Annotated in this window: 20 protein-coding genes; 12 read left to right on the top strand and 8 right to left on the bottom strand. The window is 70.2% G+C overall.

Annotated elements, in window-relative coordinates:
- Positions 1 to 3: 3 nt before the first annotated feature.
- Positions 4 to 471, bottom strand: a complete 468-nt coding sequence (locus tag PZE19_RS02855; RefSeq protein WP_277859080.1) for a hypothetical protein — start codon at positions 469 to 471, stop codon at positions 4 to 6.
- Positions 472 to 693: 222 nt separating this feature from the next.
- Here PZE19_RS02855 and PZE19_RS02850 point away from each other — a divergent pair, with 222 nt between their 5' ends.
- A complete protein-coding gene (locus PZE19_RS02850; RefSeq protein WP_277859079.1) occupies positions 694 to 6,861 on the top strand; it encodes an alpha-2-macroglobulin family protein in 6,168 nt (2,055 codons plus the stop codon).
- A gap of 17 nt (positions 6,862 to 6,878) precedes the next feature.
- Positions 6,879 to 8,180: a hypothetical protein gene (locus tag PZE19_RS02845; RefSeq protein ID WP_277859078.1), complete on the top strand. Its 1,302-nt coding sequence runs from the start codon at positions 6,879 to 6,881 to the stop codon at positions 8,178 to 8,180.
- Positions 8,181 to 8,234: 54 nt separating this feature from the next.
- Here the strand turns inward: PZE19_RS02845 and PZE19_RS02840 are convergent, their stop codons facing one another.
- Positions 8,235 to 9,224: an aldo/keto reductase gene (locus PZE19_RS02840; RefSeq protein WP_277859077.1), complete on the bottom strand. Its 990-nt coding sequence runs from the start codon at positions 9,222 to 9,224 to the stop codon at positions 8,235 to 8,237.
- A 93-nt stretch (positions 9,225 to 9,317) separates the two neighbouring features.
- Positions 9,318 to 10,091, bottom strand: coding sequence for a ThuA domain-containing protein (locus tag PZE19_RS02835; protein ID WP_277859076.1), 774 nt, complete (start codon positions 10,089 to 10,091; stop codon positions 9,318 to 9,320).
- A gap of 125 nt (positions 10,092 to 10,216) precedes the next feature.
- Between PZE19_RS02835 and PZE19_RS02830 the strand changes: the two genes are divergently transcribed.
- Entirely contained in the window at positions 10,217 to 10,795 is a 579-nt protein-coding gene (locus PZE19_RS02830; RefSeq protein ID WP_277859075.1) for a hypothetical protein, read from the top strand.
- 26 nt (positions 10,796 to 10,821) lie between these two features.
- A complete protein-coding gene (locus PZE19_RS02825) occupies positions 10,822 to 11,388 on the top strand; it encodes a type III secretion system chaperone family protein (protein ID WP_277859074.1) in 567 nt (188 codons plus the stop codon).
- On the opposite strand, the gene PZE19_RS02820 is transcribed toward PZE19_RS02825, so the two are convergent.
- Together PZE19_RS02820 and PZE19_RS02815 are read right to left on the bottom strand one after the other, a co-directional pair.
- Positions 11,382 to 13,091 carry a glycosyltransferase family 39 protein gene (locus tag PZE19_RS02820; protein WP_277859073.1) on the bottom strand — a complete coding sequence of 570 codons (1,710 nt, stop codon included), beginning with the start codon at positions 13,089 to 13,091 and terminating at the stop codon, positions 11,382 to 11,384. The two genes, PZE19_RS02825 and PZE19_RS02820, sit on opposite strands and share 7 nt — an antisense overlap.
- Before the next feature lie 10 nt (positions 13,092 to 13,101).
- A complete protein-coding gene (locus PZE19_RS02815) occupies positions 13,102 to 14,172 on the bottom strand; it encodes a Gfo/Idh/MocA family protein (RefSeq protein ID WP_277859072.1) in 1,071 nt (356 codons plus the stop codon).
- Between the two features lie 178 nt (positions 14,173 to 14,350).
- Between PZE19_RS02815 and dtd the strand changes: the two genes are divergently transcribed.
- Genes dtd through PZE19_RS02800 form a run of 3 tightly spaced genes read left to right on the top strand, consistent with a single transcriptional unit; the run spans position 14,351 to position 18,178 of the window.
- The gene (dtd, locus tag PZE19_RS02810) at positions 14,351 to 14,800 is read left to right on the top strand and encodes a D-aminoacyl-tRNA deacylase (RefSeq protein ID WP_277859071.1); all 450 of its coding nucleotides are present in this window, start codon (positions 14,351 to 14,353) and stop codon (positions 14,798 to 14,800) included.
- 31 nt (positions 14,801 to 14,831) lie between these two features.
- Complete coding sequence (locus tag PZE19_RS02805; protein WP_277859070.1) at positions 14,832 to 16,352, top strand: FGGY-family carbohydrate kinase; 1,521 nt, start codon at positions 14,832 to 14,834, stop codon at positions 16,350 to 16,352.
- A 44-nt stretch (positions 16,353 to 16,396) separates the two neighbouring features.
- Entirely contained in the window at positions 16,397 to 18,178 is a 1,782-nt protein-coding gene (locus tag PZE19_RS02800) for a hypothetical protein (protein WP_277859069.1), read from the top strand.
- 11 nt (positions 18,179 to 18,189) lie between these two features.
- On the opposite strand, the gene PZE19_RS02795 is transcribed toward PZE19_RS02800, so the two are convergent.
- Complete coding sequence (locus tag PZE19_RS02795; protein WP_277859068.1) at positions 18,190 to 19,461, bottom strand: bifunctional UDP-N-acetylglucosamine diphosphorylase/glucosamine-1-phosphate N-acetyltransferase GlmU; 1,272 nt, start codon at positions 19,459 to 19,461, stop codon at positions 18,190 to 18,192.
- A gap of 156 nt (positions 19,462 to 19,617) precedes the next feature.
- A complete protein-coding gene (locus tag PZE19_RS02790) occupies positions 19,618 to 20,175 on the bottom strand; it encodes a hypothetical protein (RefSeq protein ID WP_277859067.1) in 558 nt (185 codons plus the stop codon).
- A gap of 697 nt (positions 20,176 to 20,872) precedes the next feature.
- On the opposite strand from PZE19_RS02790, the gene PZE19_RS02785 reads away from it, so the two are divergent.
- Complete coding sequence (locus PZE19_RS02785) at positions 20,873 to 21,595, top strand: hypothetical protein (RefSeq protein ID WP_277859066.1); 723 nt, start codon at positions 20,873 to 20,875, stop codon at positions 21,593 to 21,595.
- Positions 21,596 to 21,639: 44 nt separating this feature from the next.
- On the opposite strand, the gene PZE19_RS02780 is transcribed toward PZE19_RS02785, so the two are convergent.
- Positions 21,640 to 23,505 carry a cation:proton antiporter gene (locus PZE19_RS02780; RefSeq protein WP_277859065.1) on the bottom strand — a complete coding sequence of 622 codons (1,866 nt, stop codon included), beginning with the start codon at positions 23,503 to 23,505 and terminating at the stop codon, positions 21,640 to 21,642.
- Positions 23,506 to 23,802: 297 nt separating this feature from the next.
- Between PZE19_RS02780 and gatC the strand changes: the two genes are divergently transcribed.
- The 4 genes from gatC to PZE19_RS02760 are packed head-to-tail and all read left to right on the top strand — an operon-like array spanning position 23,803 to position 26,422.
- Positions 23,803 to 24,090, top strand: a complete 288-nt coding sequence (gatC, locus tag PZE19_RS02775) for an Asp-tRNA(Asn)/Glu-tRNA(Gln) amidotransferase subunit GatC (protein WP_277859064.1) — start codon at positions 23,803 to 23,805, stop codon at positions 24,088 to 24,090.
- Between the two features lie 45 nt (positions 24,091 to 24,135).
- Positions 24,136 to 25,635, top strand: a complete 1,500-nt coding sequence (gene gatA, locus PZE19_RS02770) for an Asp-tRNA(Asn)/Glu-tRNA(Gln) amidotransferase subunit GatA (protein WP_277859063.1) — start codon at positions 24,136 to 24,138, stop codon at positions 25,633 to 25,635.
- The gene (locus PZE19_RS02765; RefSeq protein ID WP_277859062.1) at positions 25,635 to 26,081 is read left to right on the top strand and encodes a hypothetical protein; all 447 of its coding nucleotides are present in this window, start codon (positions 25,635 to 25,637) and stop codon (positions 26,079 to 26,081) included. The genes gatA and PZE19_RS02765 overlap by 1 nt, the downstream gene beginning before the upstream one ends.
- Positions 26,060 to 26,422 (top strand): hypothetical protein, encoded by a 363-nt coding sequence (locus tag PZE19_RS02760; protein ID WP_277859061.1) that lies wholly within the window; start codon positions 26,060 to 26,062, stop codon positions 26,420 to 26,422. The genes PZE19_RS02765 and PZE19_RS02760 overlap by 22 nt, the downstream gene beginning before the upstream one ends.
- Positions 26,423 to 26,443 lie beyond the last annotated feature (21 nt).

The following is a 26,443-nucleotide window of genomic DNA, read 5'->3' as shown; positions in this document are numbered from 1 at the left end:
CGGTCAGAGCAGGCGGTCGTCGGTCGCCGGCTTGCCCGCGGTCGCGACGAGGATCCCAGCGCCCAGCATCGTCAGCGATCCGCAGGCGATCCCCATCGGGATCACGAACAGGTAGCGTCCCGGATCGGTGGCGAAGAAGGCCGAGCGGAAATAGGCCAGCGCCGCCACGAACATCGCCGCTTGCAGCGACCCGAAGAGCAGGCCGCGCCCCGCCTCGCTCCACGACCACCGATCGCGTCCGACCGTCGGGCTGGTCGACGACGCCGCCGTGTTGCGCCCGGCTTGATAGGCCAGCCAGGTCCCCGGAAACGCCAGGCCCGCCAGGAACGAGGTCAGGAGCACCCCGCACCAGTAGGCCGCGTTCGTCGCCGCCAGGAATCCGCCGCCGCCGATGATCAGGAACATCAGGCCGATCCCGGCGCTCAGGACCAGGTAACCCATCAGCCGGCGTTCGTCGTACAGGTGTTTCATGGAAAGCGACCTCCGTCGGGCAAGGGACGCGGATCGCGCCCCTTGGCTATTCGCCGCTCTCGCCGGCTTCTTCTCGGGTATCCTCGGACCCCGCCGATTTCATGAAGGCGTCCGGGACGCGAGTGCACCCTAAGAAACGCCCGGGAGCGTCGTTATAGTTGGAGTCAGCAGTCCGGCACGGAGCGCCGGCCCCGAGTTCCGTCCGTCTCGCGCGAGGCCGATATGAGAATGATCACCCTGGCGTTACTCGCCGCTGCGTTGCTGGTCGTGCTCTGCGGGGCGATTTACGGCTTCCCGACGGCCGAAGGCCCCCCGTCCAAGCCGGCGGCCGACGCCCTCTTCGGCCAGGGGAATTTCAAGGACGCCTACGACGTCTACCGGACCCTGGTCGCGGACCCCGCGGCCGATCCGGGGGTGGTCGAGGATTCCTTAGGCCGGGGCCTCCTCTGCCTGGGACGCCTGGGACGACCCGACGAGTCGGACGCGTTCCTCGAGGCGGCGCTCGCCGCGCGCAAGGGCGACGTCCGCACGGCGACCGCCGTCGCGTCCTGCTATCTCGACGCGGTCACGCACCAGGGCTTCGTGATCGCCGGCGAGTTCTCGCGCGGCCGCCAGAGGCGGCAGGACGGCCGATACGTCGACGTCGGCGATCGCGACCGCGTCCGGGCCCTCCAGATCCTCATGCCGGCCGTCGACCTCGCGAAGGCCCAACCGGACCGGGCCCGCGCGGGGCGATTCTTCCAGACCCTGTCGCGCGCGCTGGCCTGGGGCCGGATCCCCGGCGCGCCCTGGCGGCTCCAGAGCCTGACGGCGATCGACGACCTGCCCGACTTCGACGAGTCCTTCCACCCGATGTGGGGCGGCGGCGGGTCGCAGAACGGGGCCCCGGTCGACGCCCAGGGCGGGCCCGTCTACTACCGCACGCCGGAGAGCCTGGCGAAGGCCGGCAACGACGGCGAGCGCTGGCGATGGGCCCTCGTGCAGTCGGTCGAGGCCGACGCCGGGCTGCTCAACACCGTGCGCATGACGCTCGCCGACTTCGCGCTGAGCCAGTTCGGCACGCAGACCTTGCAGGCCGGCCCCCAGATCTTCCACGACGAGGACGGCGACGGCCGGCCCGAGAAGCCCGGAACGAGCCTCTACGCCCTCGAAACCCTGAGCGACGACAAGACGGTCGCCCGCCTGGCCTCGGGGATCAAGCGGTTCACGCTGCCCGACGAGTTCAACCCGATCAAGATCTACCAGTCCATCCTCGACGATCCCAAAACCGGCCAGGCGCAGCAGGCGACGGACGCGCTCGCAGGCCTCTTCGAGAACCGTCGCCAGTTCGTCCGCGCGGCCGGGTTCTGGAAGCTGGCGAAGGCCAATTACGGCGACGTCAACGGCGTCTATCGGGGCCGCATCGACCAGATCGAGAACCCCTGGGGCCGGTTCGAACCGATCATGACCCACCCCGCCGGCCGGGGGGCGACCGTCGACTTCACCTTCCGCAACGGCCGCAAGGTCCAGTTCGAGGCCCACCGGATCCTCGTCGACAAGCTGCTGAAGGACGTCAAGGATTACATCCGGAGCAGGCCGCCGCAGGTCGACTGGCAGCGGACCGACGTCAACGAGGTCGGCGCCCGGCTGGTCACGCTGAACCAGGCCCAGTACCAGGGCGAATCCGTCGCCAGGTGGGACCTGGACCTCGACCCCGCGGCCGACCACTTCGACCGCCGGATCACCGTGACGACGCCCCTCCAGAAGGCCGGCGCGTACTTGCTGACGGCCCGCGTCGAGGGGGGCAACGTCGGCCGCGTCGTCGTCTGGCTCGACGACACGGCGCTGATCCGCAAGCCGATGAGCATGAGCTCGTTCTACTTCGCGGCCGACGCCCGCACCGGGGCCCCGGTCGCCGGGGCGAGCCTGGAGCTGTTCGGCTGGGTGATGCGCCAGGTGGACGGGGGCGCGCGCTTCCAGGTGGACGTCAAGGAGGGGACCTACCAGACCGACCCCAAGGGCCAGGTCGTCGCCCCGATCACCCCTCCCGACCCCAACACCGGGCCGCACCAGTGGCTGGCGACCGCCCGCACACCCGACGGCCGGCTCGCCTACCTGGGCTTCACGCCGATCTGGCCGCTGGGCCGGGACGAGGATCGTTACAACGAGGTGAAGGTCCTCGCCGTCACCGACCGACCGGTCTACCGCCCCGGCGGCCCGGTGAAGTTCAAGTTCTGGGTCGCCCGCGCCCGCTACGACCAGCCGGACGCCTCCGAATTCGCCGGCGTCGAGTTCCCGGTCGAGATCAACAACCCCAAGGGCGAGCGGATCTTCGCGAAGTCCTTCCGGGCCGACGCCTTCGGCGGGATCGACGGCGAGTACGAGCTGCCGTCCGACGCGACCCTCGGCGTGTATTCGGTCAGCGTCGTCGGCCACGGCGGCGGGACGTTCCGCGTCGAGGAGTACAAGAAGCCCGAGTTCGAGGTGAAGGTCGACGCTCCCTCGAAGCCCGTCGCGCTGGGCGAGAAGGTCAAGGCGACGATCCAGGCCGACTACTACTTCGGCGGGCCCGTCACCCAGGCCACGGTCAAGTACAAGATCACGCGTCGCAACGCCGACGACCGCTGGTTCCCCGTCGCCCGCTGGGATTGGCTCTACGGCTCGGGGTACTGGTGGTTCGCGTCGGACCGCCCCTGGTATCCCGGCTGGAACGCCTGGGGCATGCGGGCGCCGCAGCCCTGGTGGTGGAGCCGCCCCGAGGGGCCGCCCGAGGTCGTCGCCGACGCCGAGGTCCCCATCGGCCCCGACGGCAAGGTCGAGATCGAGATCGACACCGCCTTCGCCAAGGCCGCCCACCCCGACCGCGACCACAAATACGAGGTCGAGGCCCAGGTGACCGACCAGTCGCGGCGGACGATCGTCGGCACGGGCGACGTGCTCGTCTCGCGCAAGCCGTTCACCGTCTACGCCTGGGTCGACCGCGGCCACTACCGCGCCGGCGACACGATCCAGGCCGAGATCCGCGCCCAGACGCTCGACCGCAAGCCGGTCGTCGGCGAGGGGACGCTCAAGTTGTTGAAGGTGACGTACGAGGCCGACGGCAAGCCCGTCGAGACCCCGGTCGAGTCCTGGCCCCTGAAGCTCGACGCCGACGGGCGTACGGCTCAGACCATCAAGGCGGCCGAGCCGGGCCAGTATCGGGTCTCGGCCCGCGTCGACGACGGCCAGGGCCACGCGATCGAGGGGGGCTACCTGCTGACCGTCGCCGGCCAGGGCTTCAACGGCGCGAGCTACCGGTTCGACGACCTGGAGATCATCCCCGACAAGAAGGAATACCGCGCCGGCGAGAAGATCCGCCTGCTCGTCAACACCGACCGGGCCGATTCGACCGTGCTGCTGTTCCTCCGCCCGACGAACGGCGTCTACGCCGCCCCGTCGACCTTCCGGATGCGGGGCAAGACCGAGACCGTCGAGGTCGGCGTCGCCGTCGGCGACATGCCCAACCTCTTCATCGAGGCGCTCACGGTCTCGAACGGCAAGGTCCACGACCAGGCCCGCGAGATCGCCGTGCCCCCCGAGTCGCGGGTCGTGAACGTCGAGGTCGCGCCGTCGCAGGCGACGTACAAGCCCGTCGAGAAGGCCAAGCTCGCCCTCAAGCTCACCGGGCCCGACGGCAAACCCTTCGTGGGCTCGACCGTCCTGACGGTCTACGACAAGGCCGTCGAGTACATCTCGGGCGGCTCGAACGTCGAGGCCATCAAGGACGTCTTCTGGAAGTGGAAGCGGTCGCACAACCCGCAGACCGAATCGAGCCTGGCTCGCAACTTCTACAACCTCCTCAAGGAGAATGAGACGCCGATGCTCGACCTCGGCACCTTCGGGGGCGGCCCCGCCCCGCGCGTGATGTTCGGCCGCGGGAGGATGGGCGGCGGGATGATGGGCGGCATGGCCATGCTCGGCGCGGCGCCCGCCGCCCCCATGGCGATGGCGGCGCCCGCGCCGGCGGGGGCCCCGATGGAGGCCGGGATGGCCGTGATGGAGTTACGGATGGAGAAGGCCAAGGGCGACGACTCGCGCATGGCGTTCGACGCCGCCCCAGCCGGCGACGAAGCCGGCCCGGCCCCGGTCGTCCGCACGAACTTCGCCGACACCGCCTACTGGTCGGCCGCGATCGAGACGAAGGCCGACGGCTCGGCCGAGTTGGAGTTCCCGCTCCCCGACAGCCTGACCACCTGGAAGGCCCGCACCTGGACGATGGGCCCGGGCACCCGCGTGGGACAGGCCGAAGCCGAGTTCGTGACAACCAAGGACCTGCTCGTCCGGCTCCAGGCCCCCCGGTTCTTCGTCCAGAAGGACGAGGTCGTCCTCTCGGCCGTCGTGCATAGCAAGCTCAAAGAGGCCAAGTCCGTCCAGGTCGCGCTGGAGCTGGACGGCAGCGTCCTCGAGCCGCTGACCGAGACTTCGAAGACGATCGAGCTGGCCGCCGGCGGCGAGGCCCGCGTCGACTGGCGCGTGAAGGTCGCGCACGAGGGCCAGGCCGTCGTCCGCATGAAGGCGATCGCCGACTCCGACTCCGACGCCGCCCAGATGACCTTCCCCGCCTTCGTCCACGGCATGCTCAAGATGGAGGCGATCGCCGGCTCGATCCGCCCCGACCAGACCGACGCCACGGTGACGATCAAGGTCCCCGCCGAACGCCGCCCCGAGCAGACCCGGCTCGAAGTCCGCTACTCGCCGACCCTCGCCGGGGCCCTTGTCGACGCGCTCCCCTACCTCGCCGACTACCCTTACGGCTGCACCGAGCAGACCCTCAACCGGTTCCTGCCGTCGGTCATAACCCAGAAGACGATCATCGACCTGGGCGTCGACCTCAAGGCGATCCAGGCCGCGCACACGAACCTCAACGCCCAGGAACTCGGCCCCAATCGGCCGCGGCTCCAGGGCGATCACCGGGTCAAGAAGAACCCGATCTTCGAACTCGACGAGATCGCCAGGATGTCCCGAGCCGGGCTCGACCGCCTGGCCGAGATGCAGCTCTCCGACGGCGGCTGGGGATGGTTCTCGGGCTACGGCGAGCACTCCTACCCCCACACGACGGCCCAGGTCGTCCACGGCCTCCAGATCGCCCGCCGCAACGACCTGGCGCTGCCCCCCGGCATGTTGGAACGGGGCGTCGCCTGGCTGACGAACCACCAGGCCGAACAGGTCAACCTGCTGAAGAACGGGCTCACCGAGACGAAGCCTTACAAGAAGGCGGCCGACGACCTCGACGCGCTGGTCTTCATGATCCTCGGCGACGCCGACGTCCAGACTCCCGGCATGATCGAATTCCTGGAGCGCGACCGCCCCGGGCTCTCGGTCTACGGCAAGTGCCTGTACGGCCTCGCCCTGCACAAGATCGGCGACGCCGACAAGCTGGCGAAGGTCCTGCAGAACGTGAGCCAGTACGTCGTCGAGGACGAAGAGAACCAGACCGCCTGGCTCAAGCTGCCCAACGAGGGGAGCTGGTGGAACTGGTACGGCAGCGAGACCGAGACCGACGCCTTCTATCTCAAGCTCCTGGCCCGCACCGACCCCAAGGGCCGGCTGGCCTCGCGGCTGGTGAAGTACATCCTCAACAACCGCGAGCACGGCTCTTACTGGCGATCGACCCGCGACACGGCCTACAACGTCGAGGCCCTCGCCGAGTACCTCAAGGCCAGCGGCGAGGACAAACCGAACCTCTCGGTCGCCATCGCCGTCGACGGCAAGGTCCGCAAGGAGGTGACGATCACCCCCGCGAACCTCTTCAGCTTCGACGCCTCGCTCGTCCTCGAAGGGGCCGAGCTGGACTCGGGCGAGCACGCGATCACCTTCACCAAGAAGGGTTCGGGTCCGCTCTACTTCAACACCTACCTGACGAACTTCACCCTCGAAGACCCGATCGCCCACGCGGGCCTCGAAGTGAAGGTCGATCGCAAGGTCTACCGCCTGATCCGCGACGACAAGGCCGTCGACGTGGCCGGCGGCCGCGGCCAGGCCGTATCCCAGCGGGTGGAGAAGTACCGCCGCGAGCCGCTCGCCGACGGCGCGACGCTCAAGAGCGGCGAGCTGGTCGAGGTCGAGCTGGAGATCGAGAGCAAGAACGACTACGAGTACCTCGTCTTCGAGGACTTCAAGGCCGCCGGCTTCGAGCCCGTCGAGGTCCGCAGCGGCTACAACGGCAACGACATGGGCGCCTACGTCGAGTTCCGCGACGAACGGGTCGCCTTCTTCGTCCCGACGCTCTCACGCGGCAAGCACGGCGTCGCCTACCGCCTCCGCGCCGAGATCCCCGGCAAGTTCCACGCCCTCCCCGCCCGCGGCGAGGCCATGTACGCCCCCGAGCTGAAGGGGAACTCCGACGAGATCCGCCTGGAGGTCGTCGACTGACGCGCGGGGGTTCGACCATGGCGGATTCCGAAGCGACGCGACGGCTCGGAGCGATCCTCCGAGCCCTGGAGGAGCAAGGCGTGCGGGCGGCGCCCGTAGAAGAGGCCGTCGAACTCGGGCGATCCAGCCCCGAGGCGGTCTTCGATCTCGCGGCGGCCGTGGTCGATCGCTTCCCCGACGGCGGGACGTTCCTGGACGCCGCGCTCGGCTACCTCCCCGACGATCGGTGGGATGGGCTCGTAGGCCTCGCGCTCGACGCCCTGGATCGCGACGGCGAGAACGAGGCGGCCGACGCCGTGATCGCCCACGCCGGCCTCCAGGCCTTGCCGTCGCTCCACGGCCAGCTCGACCGGCTCTTCCGCCTCCGCCCCAACGCGGGGACGAATTACGAGAACTGGCCCTGGCGGGAGTCCGGCGACCGCGACGTCGAACCGCAGGTGCGCCGGATCGAGGACCCGGGCCTCGCCGACGAACTCCGGCAGAAGGCCTGGCGGATCCTGCTGGAGACCCGGTCTCCCGGCGCCGTGGCCCGGGCGCTCGCGCTGGCGAATCGGGTGCATCCGGTCGTGGCGGGATTCGGTCCGGAGGCGGGCGTCGAGGCCTGCCTTCGTCAGGCGGGGCTAACCCGCGACGGCGCGGGGATCCGGCGTCTCGCCCCGGACGGGCTCTTCCACGTCGTCTTCCCGGGAGGCTTCTTCGAACAGCCCCGTCCGCCCTGGCTCGCGCGGGTCCACCCGACCTGGACCCTGGAACCGAGCCCCGAATTCCCGCCGATGCGTTTCGGCGGCCGCGCCGACGGCGAATGCCCGCTCTGCCGCGGCCGACTGCACCGGCTCATCGACCTGGATCCGGTGCCGAGCGACCTCGGCGTCACGGGCCTGGGTCGCCTGGAGATCGCGACCTGTCTACCCTGCCTGGGCTGGGAGCTGGCCCCCCTGTTCTACCACCACGCGGAGAACGGCCACGCGGTCGGCGTGGCATACCACGGGCCCACCATCATCCCTCAGTTTCCCGCCGAGGCCCTGCGTGAATCCGAGGTTCGTCTGGCAGTCACGCCCGGGCGCTGGCGTTGGCAGGACTGGGGCCTGAGCAACAGCCGCGAGAACCTGACTCGAATCGGGGGCGAGCCCGGCTGGATCCAGGACGCCGAACACCCCGATTGCCCGACCTGCGGCCGGGTCATGGGCCACCTGATGCAGCTCGATTCCGACCTCCCCACCGGCGAGGGGGGCGAGTGGCTCTGGGGGAGCGGCGGCATCGGCTTCGTGTCGTGGTGCGACCGTTGCAAGGTCAGCGGGCACCTCTGGCAATGCACCTGACGGGACGCGAGCGCCGACGGCCCGCGTCCCGTGATTTGAGACATCCGCGCCGCGTCAGGTCAGCGGCGTGCCGTAGGCCGTCTTCCACTCGGGGGAGGCGGCGAGCTGGAGGCCGAGGCGGGACACTTCCAGCTCTTCCTCGGGCGAGAAGGGTTTGGCCTTGGAGACGGTCGCGACGGCCTTCTCCAGCTCGGCGACGTTCTCCAGGCCCATGACGGCGACCGCCAGGCCGGGGATCGAGAGGACGTAACGCACCGCCTGCTCGTAGTGACGCTCGTCCATCTTGAAGCCCCCTTCGGGGCGCCCCGCGCCGCCGAGGACCTTCATGGCGACGAGGCCCAGATTCATGTGGCGGGCGCGCGACCAGACTTTGTGCTCGAAGTCGTAGTTGTGGCGGACGACGAAGTTGACGGCGTTCATCAGGACGTCGATCTCGCCCGTGTCCATCGCGGCGTGGAAGCGGCTGGGGTGCAGGTGGCCGCTGGCCCCGATGAAGCGGACCACGCCCTGCTTCTTGGCTTCGCGCAGGGCGCCGACGGCCCCCTTGTCGCCGAAGACCATCTTGTCGTCGCCCCAGGTGTTCTCGTCGCCGAAGTTGTGCAGATGCACCAGGTCGATGTGGTCGGTCTGGAGCATCTTGAGGCTGTGCCGCAGCGACTTCCAGGTCCCCTCGTAGGTCGCGTCGGGGGTCTTGGTGACGAGGAAGACCTTGTCGCGGACCTCCTTGATCGTCGGGCCCATCTTCTCCTCGGCCGTGCCGTAGGCGGGCGCGGTGTCGAGGTAGTTGACGCCCAGCTCGAGCGCGCGGTGGATCGTGGCGCCGACGGTGTCGGGCGTGACCTTGTCGCGCTGGAAGTACGCGCAGCCGATCCCCAGTCGCGAGACCTTGGCCCCGGTCCGGCCCAGGACGACCTGGGGGATCGATCCGGGCGCGGGGTCGTCGGCCCCCTTCGCGGCCAGCGGCAGGCCGGCGGCGACGCCGCCCAGGACGGCGCCGGTTCGGACGAAGCGCCGGCGCGAGATCGAGGGGTCGGTCGGTTCCATGGCGGGCGAGCCTCCGCTTTTCCGGGTGTCGGGGTCGGACGTCAAACAAAGGTTGATTCGGAACTCCAGCTTAGCTGCAAGCCGGGCGCCGGATCACTTCTTTTTCGCCGCGACCCAGTCGATCCCCTGGAGGACCAGGCGGCCGAAGTTGGGGTCGCGAAGGGGGTCGTCTTTGCCCGGCCCGAAGTCGCGGTGGCCGAAGACGGTGTGGAAGACGCGGCCCTCGCCGTAGGTCCGGGTCCAGGCCACGGGCCAGTCGACGCCCTCGTACGCCACCACGGCCAGCGGCTTGACGTCGGGCTCGATCTGGAGGTGGTAGTACAGCTCGTCCTTCAGCGGGAAGTCCTGCAGCCCCTTGGCGACGGGGCTCGACGAATCCACGAGGCGGACGGTGTACTCCCCCTTGCGGACCTTGCCGTCGGGCAGGCCGAAGTGCGAGAAGACCGCGCCCAGCATGGGCTTCCACTCGGGCTCCCAGTCGGCGGGAGAGTTGTCGGCCCCGTGGATCGAGACGTAGCCGCCGCCGCCCCGGACGTAGGCGAAAAGGGCCTGCTGCTGGGCCTTGGTCATCTTGAACTCGGGATCGCGGCGGTCGGCCAGGCCGATGATCAGGTCGTACTTGGCGAGCGCGGGCGACTCCAGGACGGCGGCCTCCTCGGTCTGGGTGACCTCGTATCTGCCCGTGTCTTCCAGCGCCGCGCTCAGGTAGAATGCCTGGTCGCGATAGCCGTGGTGCTGACGCTGGCCGCCGGAGAGCAGGAGCACCTTGGCGCCGTCCGGGGCCTTCTTCTGGGCCATCGCCGGGGCGATCCAGGGCCCGGCGAGGAACAGGCACGTGCAGCTCCAGGCGATCGCGGACCGAGTCATGACGGCGCTCCTTGGCGAATTGCGGTGATCGAGTCGAGAACCGGGGGCCAGGGCCAGCGTATTCGCAATCCCGGGGCGTCGCAAGCGGCGGCGTCCCCGACAGCCGTGAACAGCGAGGCCGAGCTATGAATTCCCTTCGTTCCGAGACCGCCCGCCGGTGGTCGATCCTGGCGGCCGGCCTGGCCGCCGTCGCGGCCCTCGCGGCCGCCGACGACCCCAAGACGCAGACAATCGAGGCCCGAGGCCTGACCTTCCAGGCCCCCGCCGGCTGGAAGAAGATCGCGACCACCTCGCAGATGCGCGCCGCGCAGCTCCGCGTCGACCCGATCAAGGGGGACGACTTCCCGGCCGACCTGGTCGTCTACGTCTTCCCCGGCGGCGCCGGCTCGGTCGACGCCAACGTCGAGCGCTGGAAGAAGCAGTTCAAGGGGGCCGACGGCAAGGAACCCGAGGTCGAGACCAAGAAGGTGGAGGCCAAGGGCGTCGAGGCCTCGCGGGTGGAGATCTCCGGCCTGTACCATCCCACGGCCTTCCCCGGCATGCCCGTCGAGCCCGACCGGCCCAACGCGCGGCTGCTGGGCGCGATCGTCGTCACCGACAAGTTCGGCTACTTCCTGAAGATGGTCGGGCCCGACAAGACGATGAAGGAAATCAGCCCCCAGTTCGACGAGCTGATCAAGACGCTCGACGCGGGCGGCAAATGACATCCGATCCCGAGGGGGCCGGAGCGATGGCGTCCGTGACGATCGTCTGTGCGCGGTGCACGTCGTCGAACTACGAGACGGACCGCTTCTGCGCGGGCTGCGGGCTGCCGATCGGCGGCATGCAGCCCGACGCCGACGCCGGGCTCGACGCCCTCGGTCCGTACGAGGCCCCCGACCCGGCCGACCCCGACGTCGGCCGCGCCATCCACGACTTCCTGACCCGCTCGGGGGGGCCGCTCGCCCCCGCGGGCCGGGGCTGGCGGACGACCGTCGCGCTCGGCCTCGACCGCAAGCAGGCGATCTACGTCGGCCCGGCCGGGGTCGACGCCGAGGGCCGCTCGCTCGTCGGCTTCGTCTCGGTCTGCGGCCCGGCCGTCGAGCGGGACTGCCGGATCCTGCTCAAGCTCAACGCCCGGATGATCGACGGCTGCTTCGCCATCCGCGTGCTCCGCGGCGAGGAATACTTCGTCTTCGTCGAGAACCTGCCCGTCGAGCTTCTCCCCCCCCTCGACGCCGCCGCCGTCCTCCGCCGCATCGCCGCCGCGGCCGACGGCCTCGAAGACCGCCTCTCGCGCGGCCGCGACATCTACTGAGGCCGAGCCGGTTCGGCCCTCACGTCGGCCGTCCGGTAGATCGCGATCGTCGCGTCGTCGGTCCAGGCGACGGGCGTCCGGCCGTCGAGCGATCGAAAGAACCCTTCGGGCCCCCACGGGCCGTGCTGGAGCGAGGCCGAGACGGCCAGGTACGGCGTCGACACGTCCTCGACCCGAGGCGGCGGCGGTTGGCCCTCGTCGGCGTTGATGACGTGGACGTCGCCTGCGATCCCGTAATATGCGGGGTCGACGTCGCCGAAGTCGTAGAGCGTGAGGTCGCGGAACTCGGGACGGGCCCGCTGGAGCCGGCCCAGAGACCTCAGCCCCTGCCCCCAGTCGAGGTTCGAGTCGGCCAGGATGAGCCGACCGCCGATCCGGCCCCCCGCGAACGCGTTGAAATACGTCAGCGGCTCGGGGTGGACGCTCGCCACGGCGACCGCCTGCCCGAGCAGGCCGGCGCCCAGGACCAGGCGGCGAAGCTTCACCGCACGGGAGCCCGCCTCGCCCTCGATGCGCGCCAACCGGGAGAGCCAGACGACGGCCAGCGGGACCATCGGCAGCAAATACCGGACTCCGTAGTTCCGAGACGAACCGGCCGAAGCGATCAGGAAGAAGATCAGGACGGCCTGGAGCAGCATGCGGTCGGGCTGCCGAGTCAGGCACGCTCGCAGGCCGTCGAGACGGATCCGGCAGGCCGCCAGCAGCCAGATCAAGGGCGGCGTCTTCACGGCCAGCGCCACGAGATAGTAGTACCGCCACCCCCCCATCCGGCGCTCGCCCAGCAGGTAGCCCGGCCCGCCCGACGCCTGGTGCCGAATCTGCGCGGCGAAGCCGACCCAGTCCTGGGGGATGGGCGTCTCATAAATCCGGGCCGCGAGCGGCCCCAACGCGCCGAACCATCCCGAAGCGCTCGGGTGGCGGCCCGATCGCGGGCTCAGCGGCAGCGTCGCGAAACCGGTCAGGGCGAAGTCGCTCGCCAGCATGATGAGCACGAAGGCCCCCGTGCCCATCGCCACTCGGGCCGTCCTCCGCAGGCGACCCGCGAGATTCGCGTCCCGCGAGAGCCCGTCCGCCCACCAGACCAGGCCCAGGATCGGCGGGTAGACGGCGGCCGTGAACTTGCACGAGAAGGCCAGCCCGGCGGCGGCCGCCGAGGCCCAGAACCAGCGCCGTCGGCCGGTCGTCAGGAAGCCCCAGAAGGCCAGGAACGAGGCCGTGGTGGCGACCGTCACGGGCGTCTCCATCGTGACGAGCGCGCCGTGGGCGACGAGGTTCGGGCTCAGCGCGTACAGCCAGGCGGCGTAGGCCATCGCCCACGGCCCGTTCAGCCGCCCGGCCCACCAGGCCACGAGCGCGAGCCCCGCGAGCCAGATCCACGAGGCCCCCAGCCTCGCCAGCGGCAGCAGCTCGGCCTGGCGGCGAGGCTGGTCGTCGATCAGGTCGCCGCGGCCCAGGCGGTCGAGCGCCCAGAAGACGGGGGCCTGCTGGATCTTCCAGAACAGCAGGGGCGAGCCCATGCGGGTGATCCCGACCCGGTCGCCTTCGCGCCACCACCGCGCGCCGACGTTCAGGTACGTCGTCTCGTCGTAGGTCGCCGACGACGACGTCGCGGCCTGCCCGACGAGCGCCAGCCCGACGACGGCCGCGGCGACCGTCCAGGCGAGCGGCCGGCGGTCGCCGGGTTTGGGAGGCTCGGTGGTCACGACGCTCGTCCTAGCTCGTGGGAGAGGCGGACTCGACGGACGCGCCCGGGCTTTCGACCGCGTGGCCCTCGCCCTGGCTTCGCTCCAGGTCGTGGACGAGGCGGGCGACTTCCAGGGCGTCGCGGACCGTCGGGGCCAGCGAGGGGGCCTTGTGGACGAGCCTGAAGAACTGCTCGTTGAGCACGTCGCCCACGGTGGGCTCCAGCGGCAGGCGTTCCTCGTGGCCGCCGTCGGCGTCCCACCACTGGATCCGGTCGGGCATCTCGACCCACGCCGCGCCGCGTTCCGCGAAGACCTGGAAGCCCGCGGGGGGGAGGAATCGGCTGGCGTCGCCCCACTCCGCGCGGTGGTAGCGGCCGTAGGAGATCTGAGCCGTCGCCCCCCCGGGGAAGGCGGCGGTGAAGCTCTCGAAGTCGGGCTCCCCCGCCTCGTCGCCGGTCGCGGGGAGGACGACGGATCGGGTCGAGCCGATCGAGGTCGGCAGGGCGCGGAAGACGAACGCGCACCAGTCGAGCAGGTAGCTCCCCGGGTCGATCGAGAGCGGCACGGGGACGACCTGCGTGGTCGGGCCGGGCTGCGCGTAGCGGTCGAAGCCGTAGAGTCGCGACTGGCCCATCACGAGCCGGGGCTTTCCCAGGGTCGTCGCCAGCAGCTCCTGGAGCCGGAGCGTCGCCGGGTAGCAACGCCTCGCGAACTCGGGCATGAACGCCACGCCCGTCTCCTCGACGCGCGCGACCAGGGCCTCCAGCTCGGGCAGGTCGCCCGAGAGCGGCAGGGCGCAGTACACCGGCTTGCCGGCGGCGCAGGCCAGGTGCGCGGGGTGGAGCCCGAACCATTGCGGCGAGAGGAGGTAGACGACGTCGACGTCGGGCCGCTCGATCAGGCTCGCCAGGCCCTCGCAGGCGGCGCAGCCGAGCTGTTGCGCCTCGATCTCGGCCCGGCGGGCGACCTGGTCGTAGAGCGCGGTGATGCGAAACCGATCCTGGAGTCGCAGCAGCGACGGCTTGTGGCGGCTCTCCCAGAGGCGGCCCAGGCCGACGACCCCGACCCGGAGCCGTTTCGGTTTCGACGCGTCTTCCAAGGCCCGCCTCCTCGTCCCCCGCCCCGTTCGCCGTCTCGTCGGCCCCCGGCCGCGGCTCACAAAGGTTAGCAACTCGCCGCCCGCCCGGCCACCCGGAAGGCCGCACGCCCTACCGCGGGCCTCTCGCGCCCGCTAAGATGTCGGCGAAGCGAGGTCCGTGCGGAGGAGCCAGGGTCCGATGCGAGCCGTCGTCCAGAGAGTCACCCGCGCCTCGGTCGCGGTCGAAGGCGCGACCGTCGGCGCGATCGGCCGGGGCTGGCTGGTCCTGCTCGGCGTGGCCCGCGACGACGGGCCCGAGGACGTCGCCCGCCTGGCCGACAAGGTCGTGAACCTCCGCGCCTTCGACGACGAGGCCGGCAAGATGAACCGCAGCGTCGTCGACGTCGGCGGCGGCGTCCTCGTCGTCAGCCAGTTCACCGTCATGGCCGACTGCCGCGCCGGCCGCCGACCGGGGTTCACCGACGCCGCCGAGCCGGCGAAGGCCGAGGCCCTCTATCTCGAATTCGCCCGGCGGGTCGCCGACTCCGGGCTCGAGGTCGCCACCGGCGTCTTCCGCGCGACGATGGCCGTCGAGCTGGTGAACGACGGCCCGGTGACCTTCCTGATCGACAGCCGCCGCCTCTTCTGAGCCATCCCCCCCTCCCGACGAGACCTCTCTCATGAGCAGCCATCAACCGATCGTCCTGGGGCTCGACGTCGGCACCCAGAGCCTCCGCGCCGCCCTGGTGGACCTCGACGGCAAGACCGTGGCCTACGGCGTCGAGCCGATCGAGACGACCTACCCCCGGCCCTCCTGGGCCGAGCAGCAGCCCCGCGACTGGTGGCGCGCCGCGAAGGCCGCGACCCGGGCCGCGCTCGCGAAGGCCGGCGCGAGCCCCGACCAGGTGGTCGCGATCGGCCTCGACTGCACGGCCTGCACGGTCGTCGCCTGCGGGATCGACGGCGAGCCCCTGCGGCCGGCGCTGCTCTGGATGGACCAGCGGGCCTTCCGCGAGGCCGACGAGATCAGCGCCACGGGCGACCCCGTGCTCCGCTACGTTTCGGGCCGGGTCTCGCCCGAGTGGATGCTGCCCAAGGCCCTCTGGCTCAAGCGGAACGAACCCGAGACGTTCGACCGCGCCGCGCGGATCGTCGAATGCACCGACTGGATGATGCACCGGCTGACCGGGGCGTGGACGCTCTCGCTGAACCACCTGGCCGTGAAGTGGAACTACGCCCGCCCCGACGGCGGCTGGCCGCTCGCCATGATCGCGGCCGTCGGGCTTCACGACCTCCCCGCCAAGTGGCCCGAGGCGATCGTCCCCCTGGGCAAGGGCGACGCCGTCCTGAGCACTTCGGCAGCCGAGCAACTGGGCCTCAAGGCCGGCACGCCCGTCGCCCAGGGGGGCATCGACGCCTACCTGGGGATGCTCGGCCTGGGGGCGACCGGCGACGGCGACGTCGCGCTCATCGTCGGCTCCAGCACCTGCCATCTGGCGCAGACGCGCGACGGCGTCTTCGGCTCCGGCGCCGGCGGCTGCTACCCCGACGCGACCGTCGAGGGACTGTACACGATCGAGGCCGGCCAGACCGCCACCGGCTCGATCCTCGACTGGTACCGCCGCCACTTCGCCGGCCGCGAGCAGGTCGAGGCCGACGCCCGCGGCGTCAACGTCTACACGATCCTCGACGAGAAGGCCGCCGTCGTCCCCCCGGGCGCGGAGGGGCTCGTCGTCCGCGAGGACTGGCAGGGGAACCGCTCCCCCTACAAGAACCCGCAGGCCCGGGGCGCGATCGTCGGCCTCTCGCTGGCGCACGGCCCCGGCCACGTCTTCCGCGCCCTCTACGAGGCGACCGCCATGGGGACGCGGCACATCCTCGACGACGCCTCGCATTTCGGCCTGAAGGTCGAGCGCGTCTTCATCGGCGGCGGCGGCGCCAAGTCGCCCCTCTGGCTGCAGATCCACGCCGACGTCCTCAAGAAGCCCATCCACCTGACCCGCGAGGGCGAGTCGTGCGCCCTGGGCTCCGCCATGACCGCCGCCGTCGCCGCCGGCGTCTACAAGGACTTCGACGAGGCCGCCCAGGCCATGGTCGCCGTCGAGCGCGTCGTCGAGCCCAACCCGAAGCACGTCGACGTCTACGACGAGCTGTTCGCCCGCTACGTCGACCTCTATCGAAGGCTCAACGACCCCGTGTGACGTTCCAGGCCCTCGCCCGCCCCCCGATTTGCGGAGAACGCCCCGTGACGCCCGAAGACGTCGAACCGGCGCAGGAGGCCCCGGCGACCTATGTTCCGAGCGGAAGGATCGACCTCCTGCGGCTGGTCCCCCTGTTGCTCGTCGGCGCCGTCGTAGCCCTGGTCATGGCCTTCCTGCTCCTGAGGGCCGAGAGTCGGTTTTACTTCTACCTGATCACGCCCCTGATCCTCGGCGCGCCCGTGTTCGGGATGGTCTGGCTGGTGGTGCGGGGCGGTCGCTGTCGCAATCGGGGATTCGCGGGTTTCGTGGGGTTGCTGCTGGCGTTCGCGTACTACGCCGGCTACTGGGAGATCAGCTATCTCGTCAACGTGGTCGCGCGGGGCCCGGCGATGGTCGCGATCACGGAGGCCATGGGCGGTCTGCCCGGCCTCCCCGGCTACGTCGTCTTCCGGTGCCGGACGAGCCGGCCGGTCGACGTACGCGACCGCGGGAAAAATCAGGCGGCGCGACCGCCCGGCTGGTTCGACGTCGGCTTCAACGGCCTCTTCTTCGGCGCGGAGACGCTGCTCGTCGTCGGCATCGCGGTCGCCGTCGGGCGGTCGGCCGCGTCGCGGGCCTTCTCCGAACGACTCCGGAGATGGGCGGACTCGACCGATTTCAGCCTGCCGATCGCGACGACCGAGCAGGTGCTCGCCGCCGTCGACCGCGGCGACTGGGCCGCGATCGGGGCCCTGCCCTGGACGACGAGCAAGGCCGACGTCAACATGCCGACCGTCCTCCTGCGGATCGAGCATTTCGCCTCCGATCCGGACGAGCCGGCGTTCGTCAGCGTGCTCCTGGGCCGAGGCGGCGGCAAGGCGAACCTGATCCTCCAGCGCGAGATCCCCTTCGACCAGATGGACGCCGTCGCCCGCGAATTTCCGGAGCTGAAGCGGCCGGCGAGCGGGCCGACGCCCGTCCCGGCCGCGAAGGGCTCGGCCTTGCAGGAATCGCTCGAGCGCATCGGGCTCGCCTCCGAACCTCGCGCCTTGCTGGAAGCCCCGCCCCCCGCGCCGCCGACCGGCGATTTCCGCGACCCGGCGGTCGCCGCGAGCCGCGCGAGCTGCGGGAATCGGCCGGCCGCGAACCTGGACGAGGCTCGGACGTCGCTCTGCCTGCCGGCGTCGGACGACGGCCCCGGCGAATTGCGGAGCGCGGCCCGGCGGATCGCCCTGGTCCAGTACGGCCTGATGGCCGGCTTCTTCGCCTCGTTCGGCGTCGGCGTGGCCGCCTTGATGATCGGCGAGGCGTCGCCTCTGGGCCGGACGCTCCTTGTGATCTTCGGCGTCGGCTTCTGCGTCTTCGGCCTGCCGGGCCTGTATTTCTGGACGGGCGGGGTCCGGCCCTGGCGGCGGATGGTGGAGCGACGGCTCCGGAATCGGCCGGGCTCGCTGCTCGACCTGAGGCCCGACCTGCCGCGGCGGATCCTCTCGCTCCAGGACGGCAAATCGAGCAAGTCGAAGCTCGTCGGCGACGACCTGGGCGTCGCCTTCTTCGACCGCGAGAACCGCCGGGTCGTGTTCGAGGGCCTGTCGCACCGGTACGTCATCCTGGGCGAAGACGTGGCCGATTTCTGGCCCCTGAAGGCCGGCGAGGCCGTCTCGGCGCGGGTCGATTACCGGGTCGGCGACGCGGTGCTCCCGCTCGTCTTCGCGACCTCCAACCCCTTGTTCCACCTGCCGATCCTCGCGCACTTCTCGGGCCGCCTGATCGCCCGATTCTTCGAAGACTTCACGCAGACCCTTCGATGCGCGCCCTCCACCGAGGCCGCGTCCTCGGGTCCGTAGGCGGCCCTCGCTCAGCGCGGCTTCGACCCGATCGGCCGCGCCGGGACGCCGACGACGGTCTCGCCCGCGGCGACGTCGCGGCCCTTGGTGACGACGGCGCCGGCGCCGACGACGGCCCCCTTGCCGACCTCGACGGGGGCGATCAGGACGGCGCCCGACCCGATCCGGGCGTCGTCGCCGATGGTCGTCGGGTGCTTGCCGACGCCGTCGAAGTTGGCGGTGATCGCGCCGCAGCCGACGTTCACGTTCGCGCCCACGCGGGCGTCGCCGAGGTAGGCCAGGTGGCGGACGACCGTGCCGGCGTCGAGCGACGATCGGTTGATCTCGACGAACGCGCCGACCTCGACGCCGTCGGCTAGTTCCGTGCCCGGCCGGAGGTGGGCGAACGGGCCGACCTTGCAGCGCTCGCCGATCGTCACCGCGCCGTTGATGACGCTGAAGGGATAAACCACGGTGTCGCGGCCGAGGACGGCTCGGCCGTCGATGTAGGTGTTCCGGGGGTCGACGATCGAGACCCCCTCGGTCATCCAGTGGTCCTGGATCCGGGCCTGCATGATCGCCCCGGCCTGCGCCAGGTGCTGGCGAGTGTTGACGCCCAGGATGTCGTCGGCCGAGAGCACGTTGGTCGCCACCACCTTCCGGCCCATGCGCATCAACTGCTCGGGGGCGTCGGTCAGGTAGTATTCGCCCTGGGCGTTGCTGGTGTCGATCTGATCGAGGGCGTCCCAGAGGACGGGGAGTTCGAAGACGTAGCAGCTCGGGTTGACCTCGCGGATCGCCTTCTCCTCGGGGTTGCAGTCGCGCTCCTCGACGATCCGCAGGAACCGCCCGGCCGAGTCGCGGAGGATGCGGCCGAAGCCCATCGGGTCGTCGACCTCGGCCGTGCCCAGCAGGCAGGCGGCCTCCTCCCGGCGCTGGCGGTCGAGCAGGTCGGCCAGGGGCTCGGGACGGAGCAAGGGCTCGTCGCCGACGAGGACCAGGATCGGCCCCTCGTACCCTTCCAGCAGGGGCCGGCAGACCTTGACGGCGTGGCCCGTGCCGAGCTGCTCGGCCTGCACGGCGAAGCGGATGTCGGGCTCGCCCTCGAGGGCCGCGTAGAGCTGCTCGGCCGCGTAGCCGACGACCACGACGATCGTCTTCGCCCCGGCCCCCCGCGCCGCGTCGACCACGTAGCCGATCATCGGCCGCCCGCAGACCTCGTGCAGGACCTTCGCCCGGTCCGACTTCATCCGCTTGCCCTGGCCCGCCGCCAGGATGATCGCCACCGGCCCTTCGATCGCCATGAAGTCCCGCCCCGGCCTCGATGAATTCCGAACGCCGTCCCGCTCCGAGAGCGATGCTCGACGACCTCTCGCGCGAGCGCATCATAGGAAACGCCCCACGCCCGCGTCAAACGCGGGTGCATGCTCCCTGACGCATGCGGCTCGGCCGAGGTCCGATCAAGCCTGGAAGTCGGGCGCCGGCGCCGGCGGGTTCGACTTCGAGGGCCAGACCGTGATGGTCTTGGTGTTCACGACGTCGCGTTGGGTGCGCAAGAATCCGGTCACGAAGTCGCCGATCGGATAAACGTCGTCGGCCATGACGACGATGATGATGTCGAATTCGGCGCCGAGGACGATCTCGACGCTTTCGAGGAAGAGATGCTCGCGATAGGGACCCGAACGGAGAGCCTTCTGGATGTCGCGCACCAGAATCTGCTGATAGGTGAGCACGCCCTCCGGGCCTTCGGCGGAGACGGCCCAGTCGCCCCGGACCTTCTTGCCCCGGAAATCGGTCGTGATGAGGATGTACGTCTTGAGCTTCGACTTCTTCCAGGCGTCGGTCACGAAGAAGCCCTCGACCACGAGCCCTTCGCCGATCAACGCCTTGAGATTCGCGGCCGTCGTGTTGGGATGCGGATGAGGCTCCTCGGCGTAGAACTTCTTCTTGATCGCCGCCCTCAGCTTCCCAGGGTTCTGACGGATGTACTTCAGCAACCGATCGCTGAGATTGGACATCATCGGCTCCTCGGACACGCCACCGTGCCTACGCATTGATCATTCGGGCGTCGGATTGACGGGCGGTCGGGACCAAGTTTGCAAAACGTCGGAACTCCTGGTGCCGGACCGAAGACGACCGAGCGCCCAATTTTCCCAATCTCAGCATTCTTTTCAAGTTTTCCATTCTCGCCTCGGCCGACTGCCGTCATCTTGAGCAAGGCTGGCGAACTTTTGGACGCCCACCAGGCCGCGCCGGGACGAGCCTGCGAGGGGCCGCGCCGGCAATTATCCAACAATTGCACGACGTCGTCGGCGGCGCTCGCCTGAGATTCGGTCGAAACCGCGGAGTCGCCCCCCGGGTTTTCACGTCTTCGCCGATCCGACCGCCGAGAAATGTCGAAACGACATCGCCGCGGGCGAAACGCGCACCGCGGTCGCAACACGTGATTTAATTGATATTATAACACTTTTTGATTCAGCAGCTTGGCACGCCCCTTGCTTTTACCTCCCGCATTCCGACCGCCCGCCGTCGCCCCTCCCTCCAGGCGACGGACGATCATATCCAATTTCTTGCATGTCGATTCGGGCCGTCTCCGCGCGGCCCAGGCCATCCGTCGTCGCGGCGCGTTCGCGAGGGCGGCGGGTCCGCCTTTTCTTCCCAACTCCACTTCATCGGAGCCTCGTCATGAGATCGAGACCTGCGAGAGAGCGGGCCGTGAAACTGGCCCGCCGGGCCCTGCGGGCCGAGCTGATTTTGGGGCTGTACGCCCTCCCCATGCTGGTGGGCCTGGCCGTCGACGGCCAGCCCCCGACGACCGGCGTCCTCGAAGGCGACGCTACGTTCCTCGCCGAGTCGGCGGAGGGGGTCGCCTCCGCCCTGATCGACCTGCAACTGGCCTGCATCCTGATCGTCGTCGCGGCGATGATCTACGTCGCACGCCTTGAGGATGACGACGAATCGCCGTCGTCCGCCCCGGTTCCGCAGCGAAGCCGAGAGCAGTCGGGGCGCGCGAGGCGCCGGGCCGTCCATCACCTGGCGCACCTCGCCCAGGCGGGCTCCTACGTGGTGCTGACCCAGCTGTACTTCAGCGTCTACGTGTGCGACATCCACCGCGAGGCCGCGCTCATGCCGCTCCCGGCGGCGGTGCTCGGCCTGGCCTACGCGATGCTGATCTGGGAGAAGCTCAACCCGGTCGAGCCCCCGCGGGCCCCGGAGCCCAGACCTCCCCACGCCGAGCCCGGCGAGGGGACGGGGGGCGGGCTCGCGCCCCCCGGGGAGGCGGGACGGACGGTCAAGGCCGACGCCGGCGGCCCGCCGCAGCCTCCCCACGTTCCGGTGGAGCGGCCTGACGACGGGGCCGCGGCGGGCCCGTCCGAGCCCGTCGGCGAGCCCCCCGCCGAATCCGGGGCCGAGGAGGCGCCCCGCCCCCAGCCCTGATCGTCCGGCTCACGAATGACGCGAAAGCAGGCCCCCTCGGCGATTCATTCGCCGAGGGGGTTTTCCCGCCGCGCGGACGACAACTCGGGAGGGCCCGGGACGGGCTGAGGACGCTCCTTGGCGGCGACGCTCGCCTCGCCATCGGCCCGCTCGGAGGACGGCGGCGTGCCAGGGACGGGCTCGTCGGCCGGCCGGGTCATGGCGGAGAACTCGGCGTGGACGCGCGCCCGCTCGCGGTCGATCTGGTCGGGGGTGGCGCCGAGGCGGTTGAGGAGCGATTCGGTCATCGCCAGGGCGACCTCGCCCTCGCCCGAGAAGACGCTGTCGGCCCCCGCCCCGCGCATCTCGCAGACCTCGCGCAGATAGGTGGTGCGGGCGAGGATGAAGACGTCCGGGTTGATCTCGCGGGCCAGCCGGATCGTCTCCTTGCCGCCGCTCATCGTCGAGCTGCTGAGGATCAGGCCGACGGCCTTGTCGGCCCCGGCGTGCTCCAGGACCTCGCGATGCATGGCGTCGCCGTAGAGGGCTCGCACCCCCTCGCCCTCCAGGCGGCGGACGGTGTCCATGTTCAGCTCGATGACGACCGGGTCGATCCGGTTGTCGCGGAGAAGTCGAGTGAGCGTCTTGCCCACGGGGCCGTAGCCGATCACGACGACGCGATGCCGGCCCGTCTCCTCGGGCTCCTCCAAATCGTGCTTCACGCGGTTCTCGACCGGGAGCGGGTCCTTGAAGTAGCGCTTGAGCCACGTCTCGATGGGGCCGATCAGGCGGTACAGGACCGGGTTGAGCGTGATCGTGATGATCGACGCGGCGATCAGGACGTTCGACGCCTCGTCGTCCAGGAGCTTCAGCGACCGGCCCGCCGACGCCAGGATGAACGAGAACTCGCCGATCTGCGCCAGCGCGACGCCCACCGAGACCGCCGCGCGCAGCGGGTAGCCGAGCAGCTTGACCATCGTCCCCGCCGCCAGCGGGTTGACCACCAGGATGACGAAGAGGGTCGCGCCGATCAGGCCCGGGGAATGCAGCAGCGACCGGGGGTGGAACAGCATCCCGACCGAGACGAAGAAGATGACCGCGAAGGCGTCGCGCATCGGCAGGGCCTCGGTCGCCGCCCGCAGGCTGAACTGCGACCGACCCACCACCATGCCGGCGAGGAACGCCCCCAGCGCCATCGAGACGTCGAACAGCTTGGCGGCCGTGACGGCGATGCCCAGCGCCACGACCAGCACCGTCAGCGTGAACAACTCCCTCGAGCGGGTCCCCGCGGCCCTGTCCAATACCCAGGGGATGACCCGTTCGCCGACGACGAACGTCAAGGCCACCATGACGGCGACCTTGACCACCGCCAGGCCGACGGCCGTCGCCACCACGCCCAGCGACTTCTCGCCGGGCCCGAAGACCACGGGGAGCATGACCAGGACCAGGACCGTGAGCAGGTCCTCGACGACCAGCCAGCCCACCGCGATGTGGCCGGTCTGGGTGTGCAGGTCGCCGTTGTCCGACAGCACCCGCACCGCGACCACGGTGCTCGCCACGGCGATCGCAAGGCCGAAGACCAGCCCGGTCTGCCAGTCCCAGCCGTGCACGAGCCCGATCACCGTCCCCACGAGCGTCGCCGCCAGGAACTGGCACAACGCCCCCGGGAGCGCCACGCGCTTGACCGCGAGCAGTTCCTTGAGGTGGAACTGGAGCCCGACGCCGAACATCAGCAGGATCACGCCGACCTCGGCGAGCTGATTCGCCAGGTTCTGGTCGGCCGTGAAGCCCGGCGTGGTCGGTCCCACCGCGATCCCCGCCAGCAGGTAGCCGACGATCGGCGAGAGCCTTAGCTTGAAGGTGATGTAGCCCAGGACGAGCGCGGCGGCCAGTCCCCCGGTCAGCGTCACGATGAGGTCGACGTCGTGCATGGCGCAGCTCCTTCCCGCTGTAGGCCGCGTAGGTTTCCTGGCCCCACCCCTCGCGAGAACGAACGGTTCGGCGCCCCCTTTCGAATGGTTTATTATGCGGATCCGGGATCTCAGGCACCAGACGACTAAGATGCAGACGACGCCCCTCGGCCCCGACGCCGGCCCGCCGCGCGGCCGAACCGGGGCGGGCCGTCGCGCGTCTTGAAGGTCGGGGCCGATTCTGTCAGACTGGCCCGGTGCGCCGGCCGCGGGCGGCCAGGACGCGAGGTTGCGAGTCCCGAAGGAGAGAGCCGGACGATGTCGCTGTCGACCGAAGACGTGGCCAAAGTCGCCGTGCTGGCGCGCCTCCGCCTGAGCCCGGACGAGCTGCAGACGTTCACCGGCCAGCTCAACGCGATCGTCGACTACGTGGCCCAGCTCCAGGAGCCGGACACGTCGGACGTCGAGCCCCTGGCCCACGGCGTCGAGGTCCGCAACGTCTTCCGCGACGACGTCCGCGGCCCCGCCCTGCCCCGCGAGGCGGCGCTCGCCAACGCCCCCAAGCGGAACTCCGAGAGCTTCCTCGTCCCCGCCGTCCTCGACTGACCGGTCGCCCGAACGAACGCACGCACGAGCCGAGATCCCGCCCCCATGAACGCCGACCTGCTCAAAGACGCCACCGCCACGGCCCTGCTCGCGATGCTCAACGCCGGGGAAGTCACCAGCGAGGAACTCGTCCGGGGGTATCTCGACCGGGCCGACGCCCTGAAGCGGCTCAACGTCTTCGTCCACCTCGACCCCGAGAACGTCCTCGACCAGGCCCGTGCGGTCGACGCCAAACGCAAGGCCGGCGAGGCCGTCGGCCCGCTCGCGGGCGTGCCGGTGGCGATCAAGGACGTCCTCTGCGTCGAGAAGGAGCCGACCACCTGCGGCAGCCGGATGCTCAAGGATTTCCGGCCCCCCTACGACGCCACCGTGATCGTCAAGCTCCGCCAGGCCGGCGCGATCCTCTTCGGCAAGACCAACATGGACGAGTTCGCCATGGGCTCGTCGACCGAGAACAGCGCCTACGGGCCGACACTCAACCCCTGGGACGAGGCCCGCGTGCCCGGCGGCTCGTCGGGCGGCTCGGCCGCCGCCGTGGCCGCCGACCTGGCGCCGCTGTCCCTGGGCAGCGACACCGGCGGCTCGATCCGCCAGCCGGCCGCCGTCTGCGGCGTCGTCGGGATCAAGCCGACCTACGGCCGCGTCAGCCGCTACGGCCTGATCGCCTTCGCCAGCTCGCTCGACCAGATCGGCCCCTTCACCCACGACCTGGCCGACGCCGCGCTGCTGCTCAAGGTCATCTCCGGCCGCGACGAACGCGACGCCACGAGCGTCGACCAGCCGGTGCCCGACTACTCGGCCACGCTCGACGAGAAGCCGAGGTCGCTCCGCATCGGCGTCGCCCGCGAGTTCTTCGGCGAGGGCCTCGACCCCGAGGTCGAGTCGGCCGTCCGCGAGGCGATGCGGGTCTACGAGCAGGCCGGCGCGACCCTCAAGGAGGTCTCGCTGCCGAACTCGAAGTACGGCGTGCCGGCCTATTACATCGTGGCCCCCGCCGAGTGCTCCAGCAACCTCGCCCGCTACGACGGCACCATCTTCGGCCACCGCGCCGAGGACTGGTCGCCGAAGCACCCCGGCGAGGAGGACCTGCACCCCCTCGTCCGCATGATGATGGCCAGCCGCGCCGAGGGCTTCGGCGCCGAGGTCAAGCGGCGGATCATGCTGGGGACGTTCGCCCTCTCGGCCGGCTACGCCGACCAGTACTACAACCAGGCGCTCAAGGTCCGCCGCCTGATCCGCAACGATTTCGACGCGGCCTTCAAGGACGTGGACGTGATCCTGGGCCCCACGTCCCCCTCGCCGGCCTTCAAGCTGGGCGAGCGCACGGCCGACCCGCTGGCGATGTACCTCTCGGACATCTACACGATCACCGCGAACCTCGCCGGCATCCCCGGCCTGAGCGTCCCCTGCGGCCTCACGAGGTCGGGCCTGCCGATCGGCCTGCAGCTCCTGGCGCCCGCCTTCGCCGAGGAGAACCTGCTCCGCACCGCCCGCGTCTTCGAACGCGCCACCGACTGGCACCGGAAGCGGCCGGGCCTGTCCTGATGGCCGGCGAGTTTGCTAAGTTCAATACGGCGATCACGCGCGCCGACCTCGACGCCGCCTGGCGCGATCGTCTGGACGACGCCGCGGCCCTCGACTCCGGCGGACGCCACGGGACGGCGATCGCCTACCGGATCTACGCCCTGGAGATCTACCTCAAGTATCGGATCTGCCTGCGATTGGACGTCCAGAATCCGCTCAAGAAGCTGGAGATCCCCGACCTGGAGGCCTTGCTCGTTTTCAGCGGCTTGTCGACGGCGTTGTACGCGTTGCCCGATCCCCACCCGGTCCCATTGCACTGGACGAGGCTCACGGACTTCTCGACGCAACTCAACGACCTCCGCTATCTCCCCGCCGCGACCTGGACGCAGGCCCAATCGGCCGACTCCGCAAGGTGGTTGGAGCATCCGACGGAAGGAGTGCTGCCGTGGTTGACGACACAGGCCTGACGGCCGCCCAGTTCCTGATCGCTCCGACGTTGGACCGATACGGGCGTTCCCGCGGCTGGGACCCACGGTCGTTCGCCATCTTCTACCGGACCAATCCGGACGTGGGTCGGATCCACGTCCTGATCGTCGCCGAGGCCCTGAACGACCAGGACGAATATCAGGCCGTGCGAGACGTTTGGGACTACCTCCGCCAGGAGCTTCGCGACGAGCCCGACGTCTTGAAGTCGATCAATTTGGACGTCCGCAGCCAGAAGAAGGCCGACGAGGGGGGGCTGTACGCGGTGGCCCCGTCCTACCACAAATACTGGCGACTCCCGCAATTCACGAACGACAAGCCCTGATCCTCCAGGAAGCCCGGCGGG

This window comes from Paludisphaera mucosa, assembly GCF_029589435.1.
In the GTDB taxonomy this organism is placed as follows: domain Bacteria; phylum Planctomycetota; class Planctomycetia; order Isosphaerales; family Isosphaeraceae; genus Paludisphaera; species Paludisphaera mucosa.
This window is presented reverse-complemented; position numbering and strand designations above follow the sequence as displayed.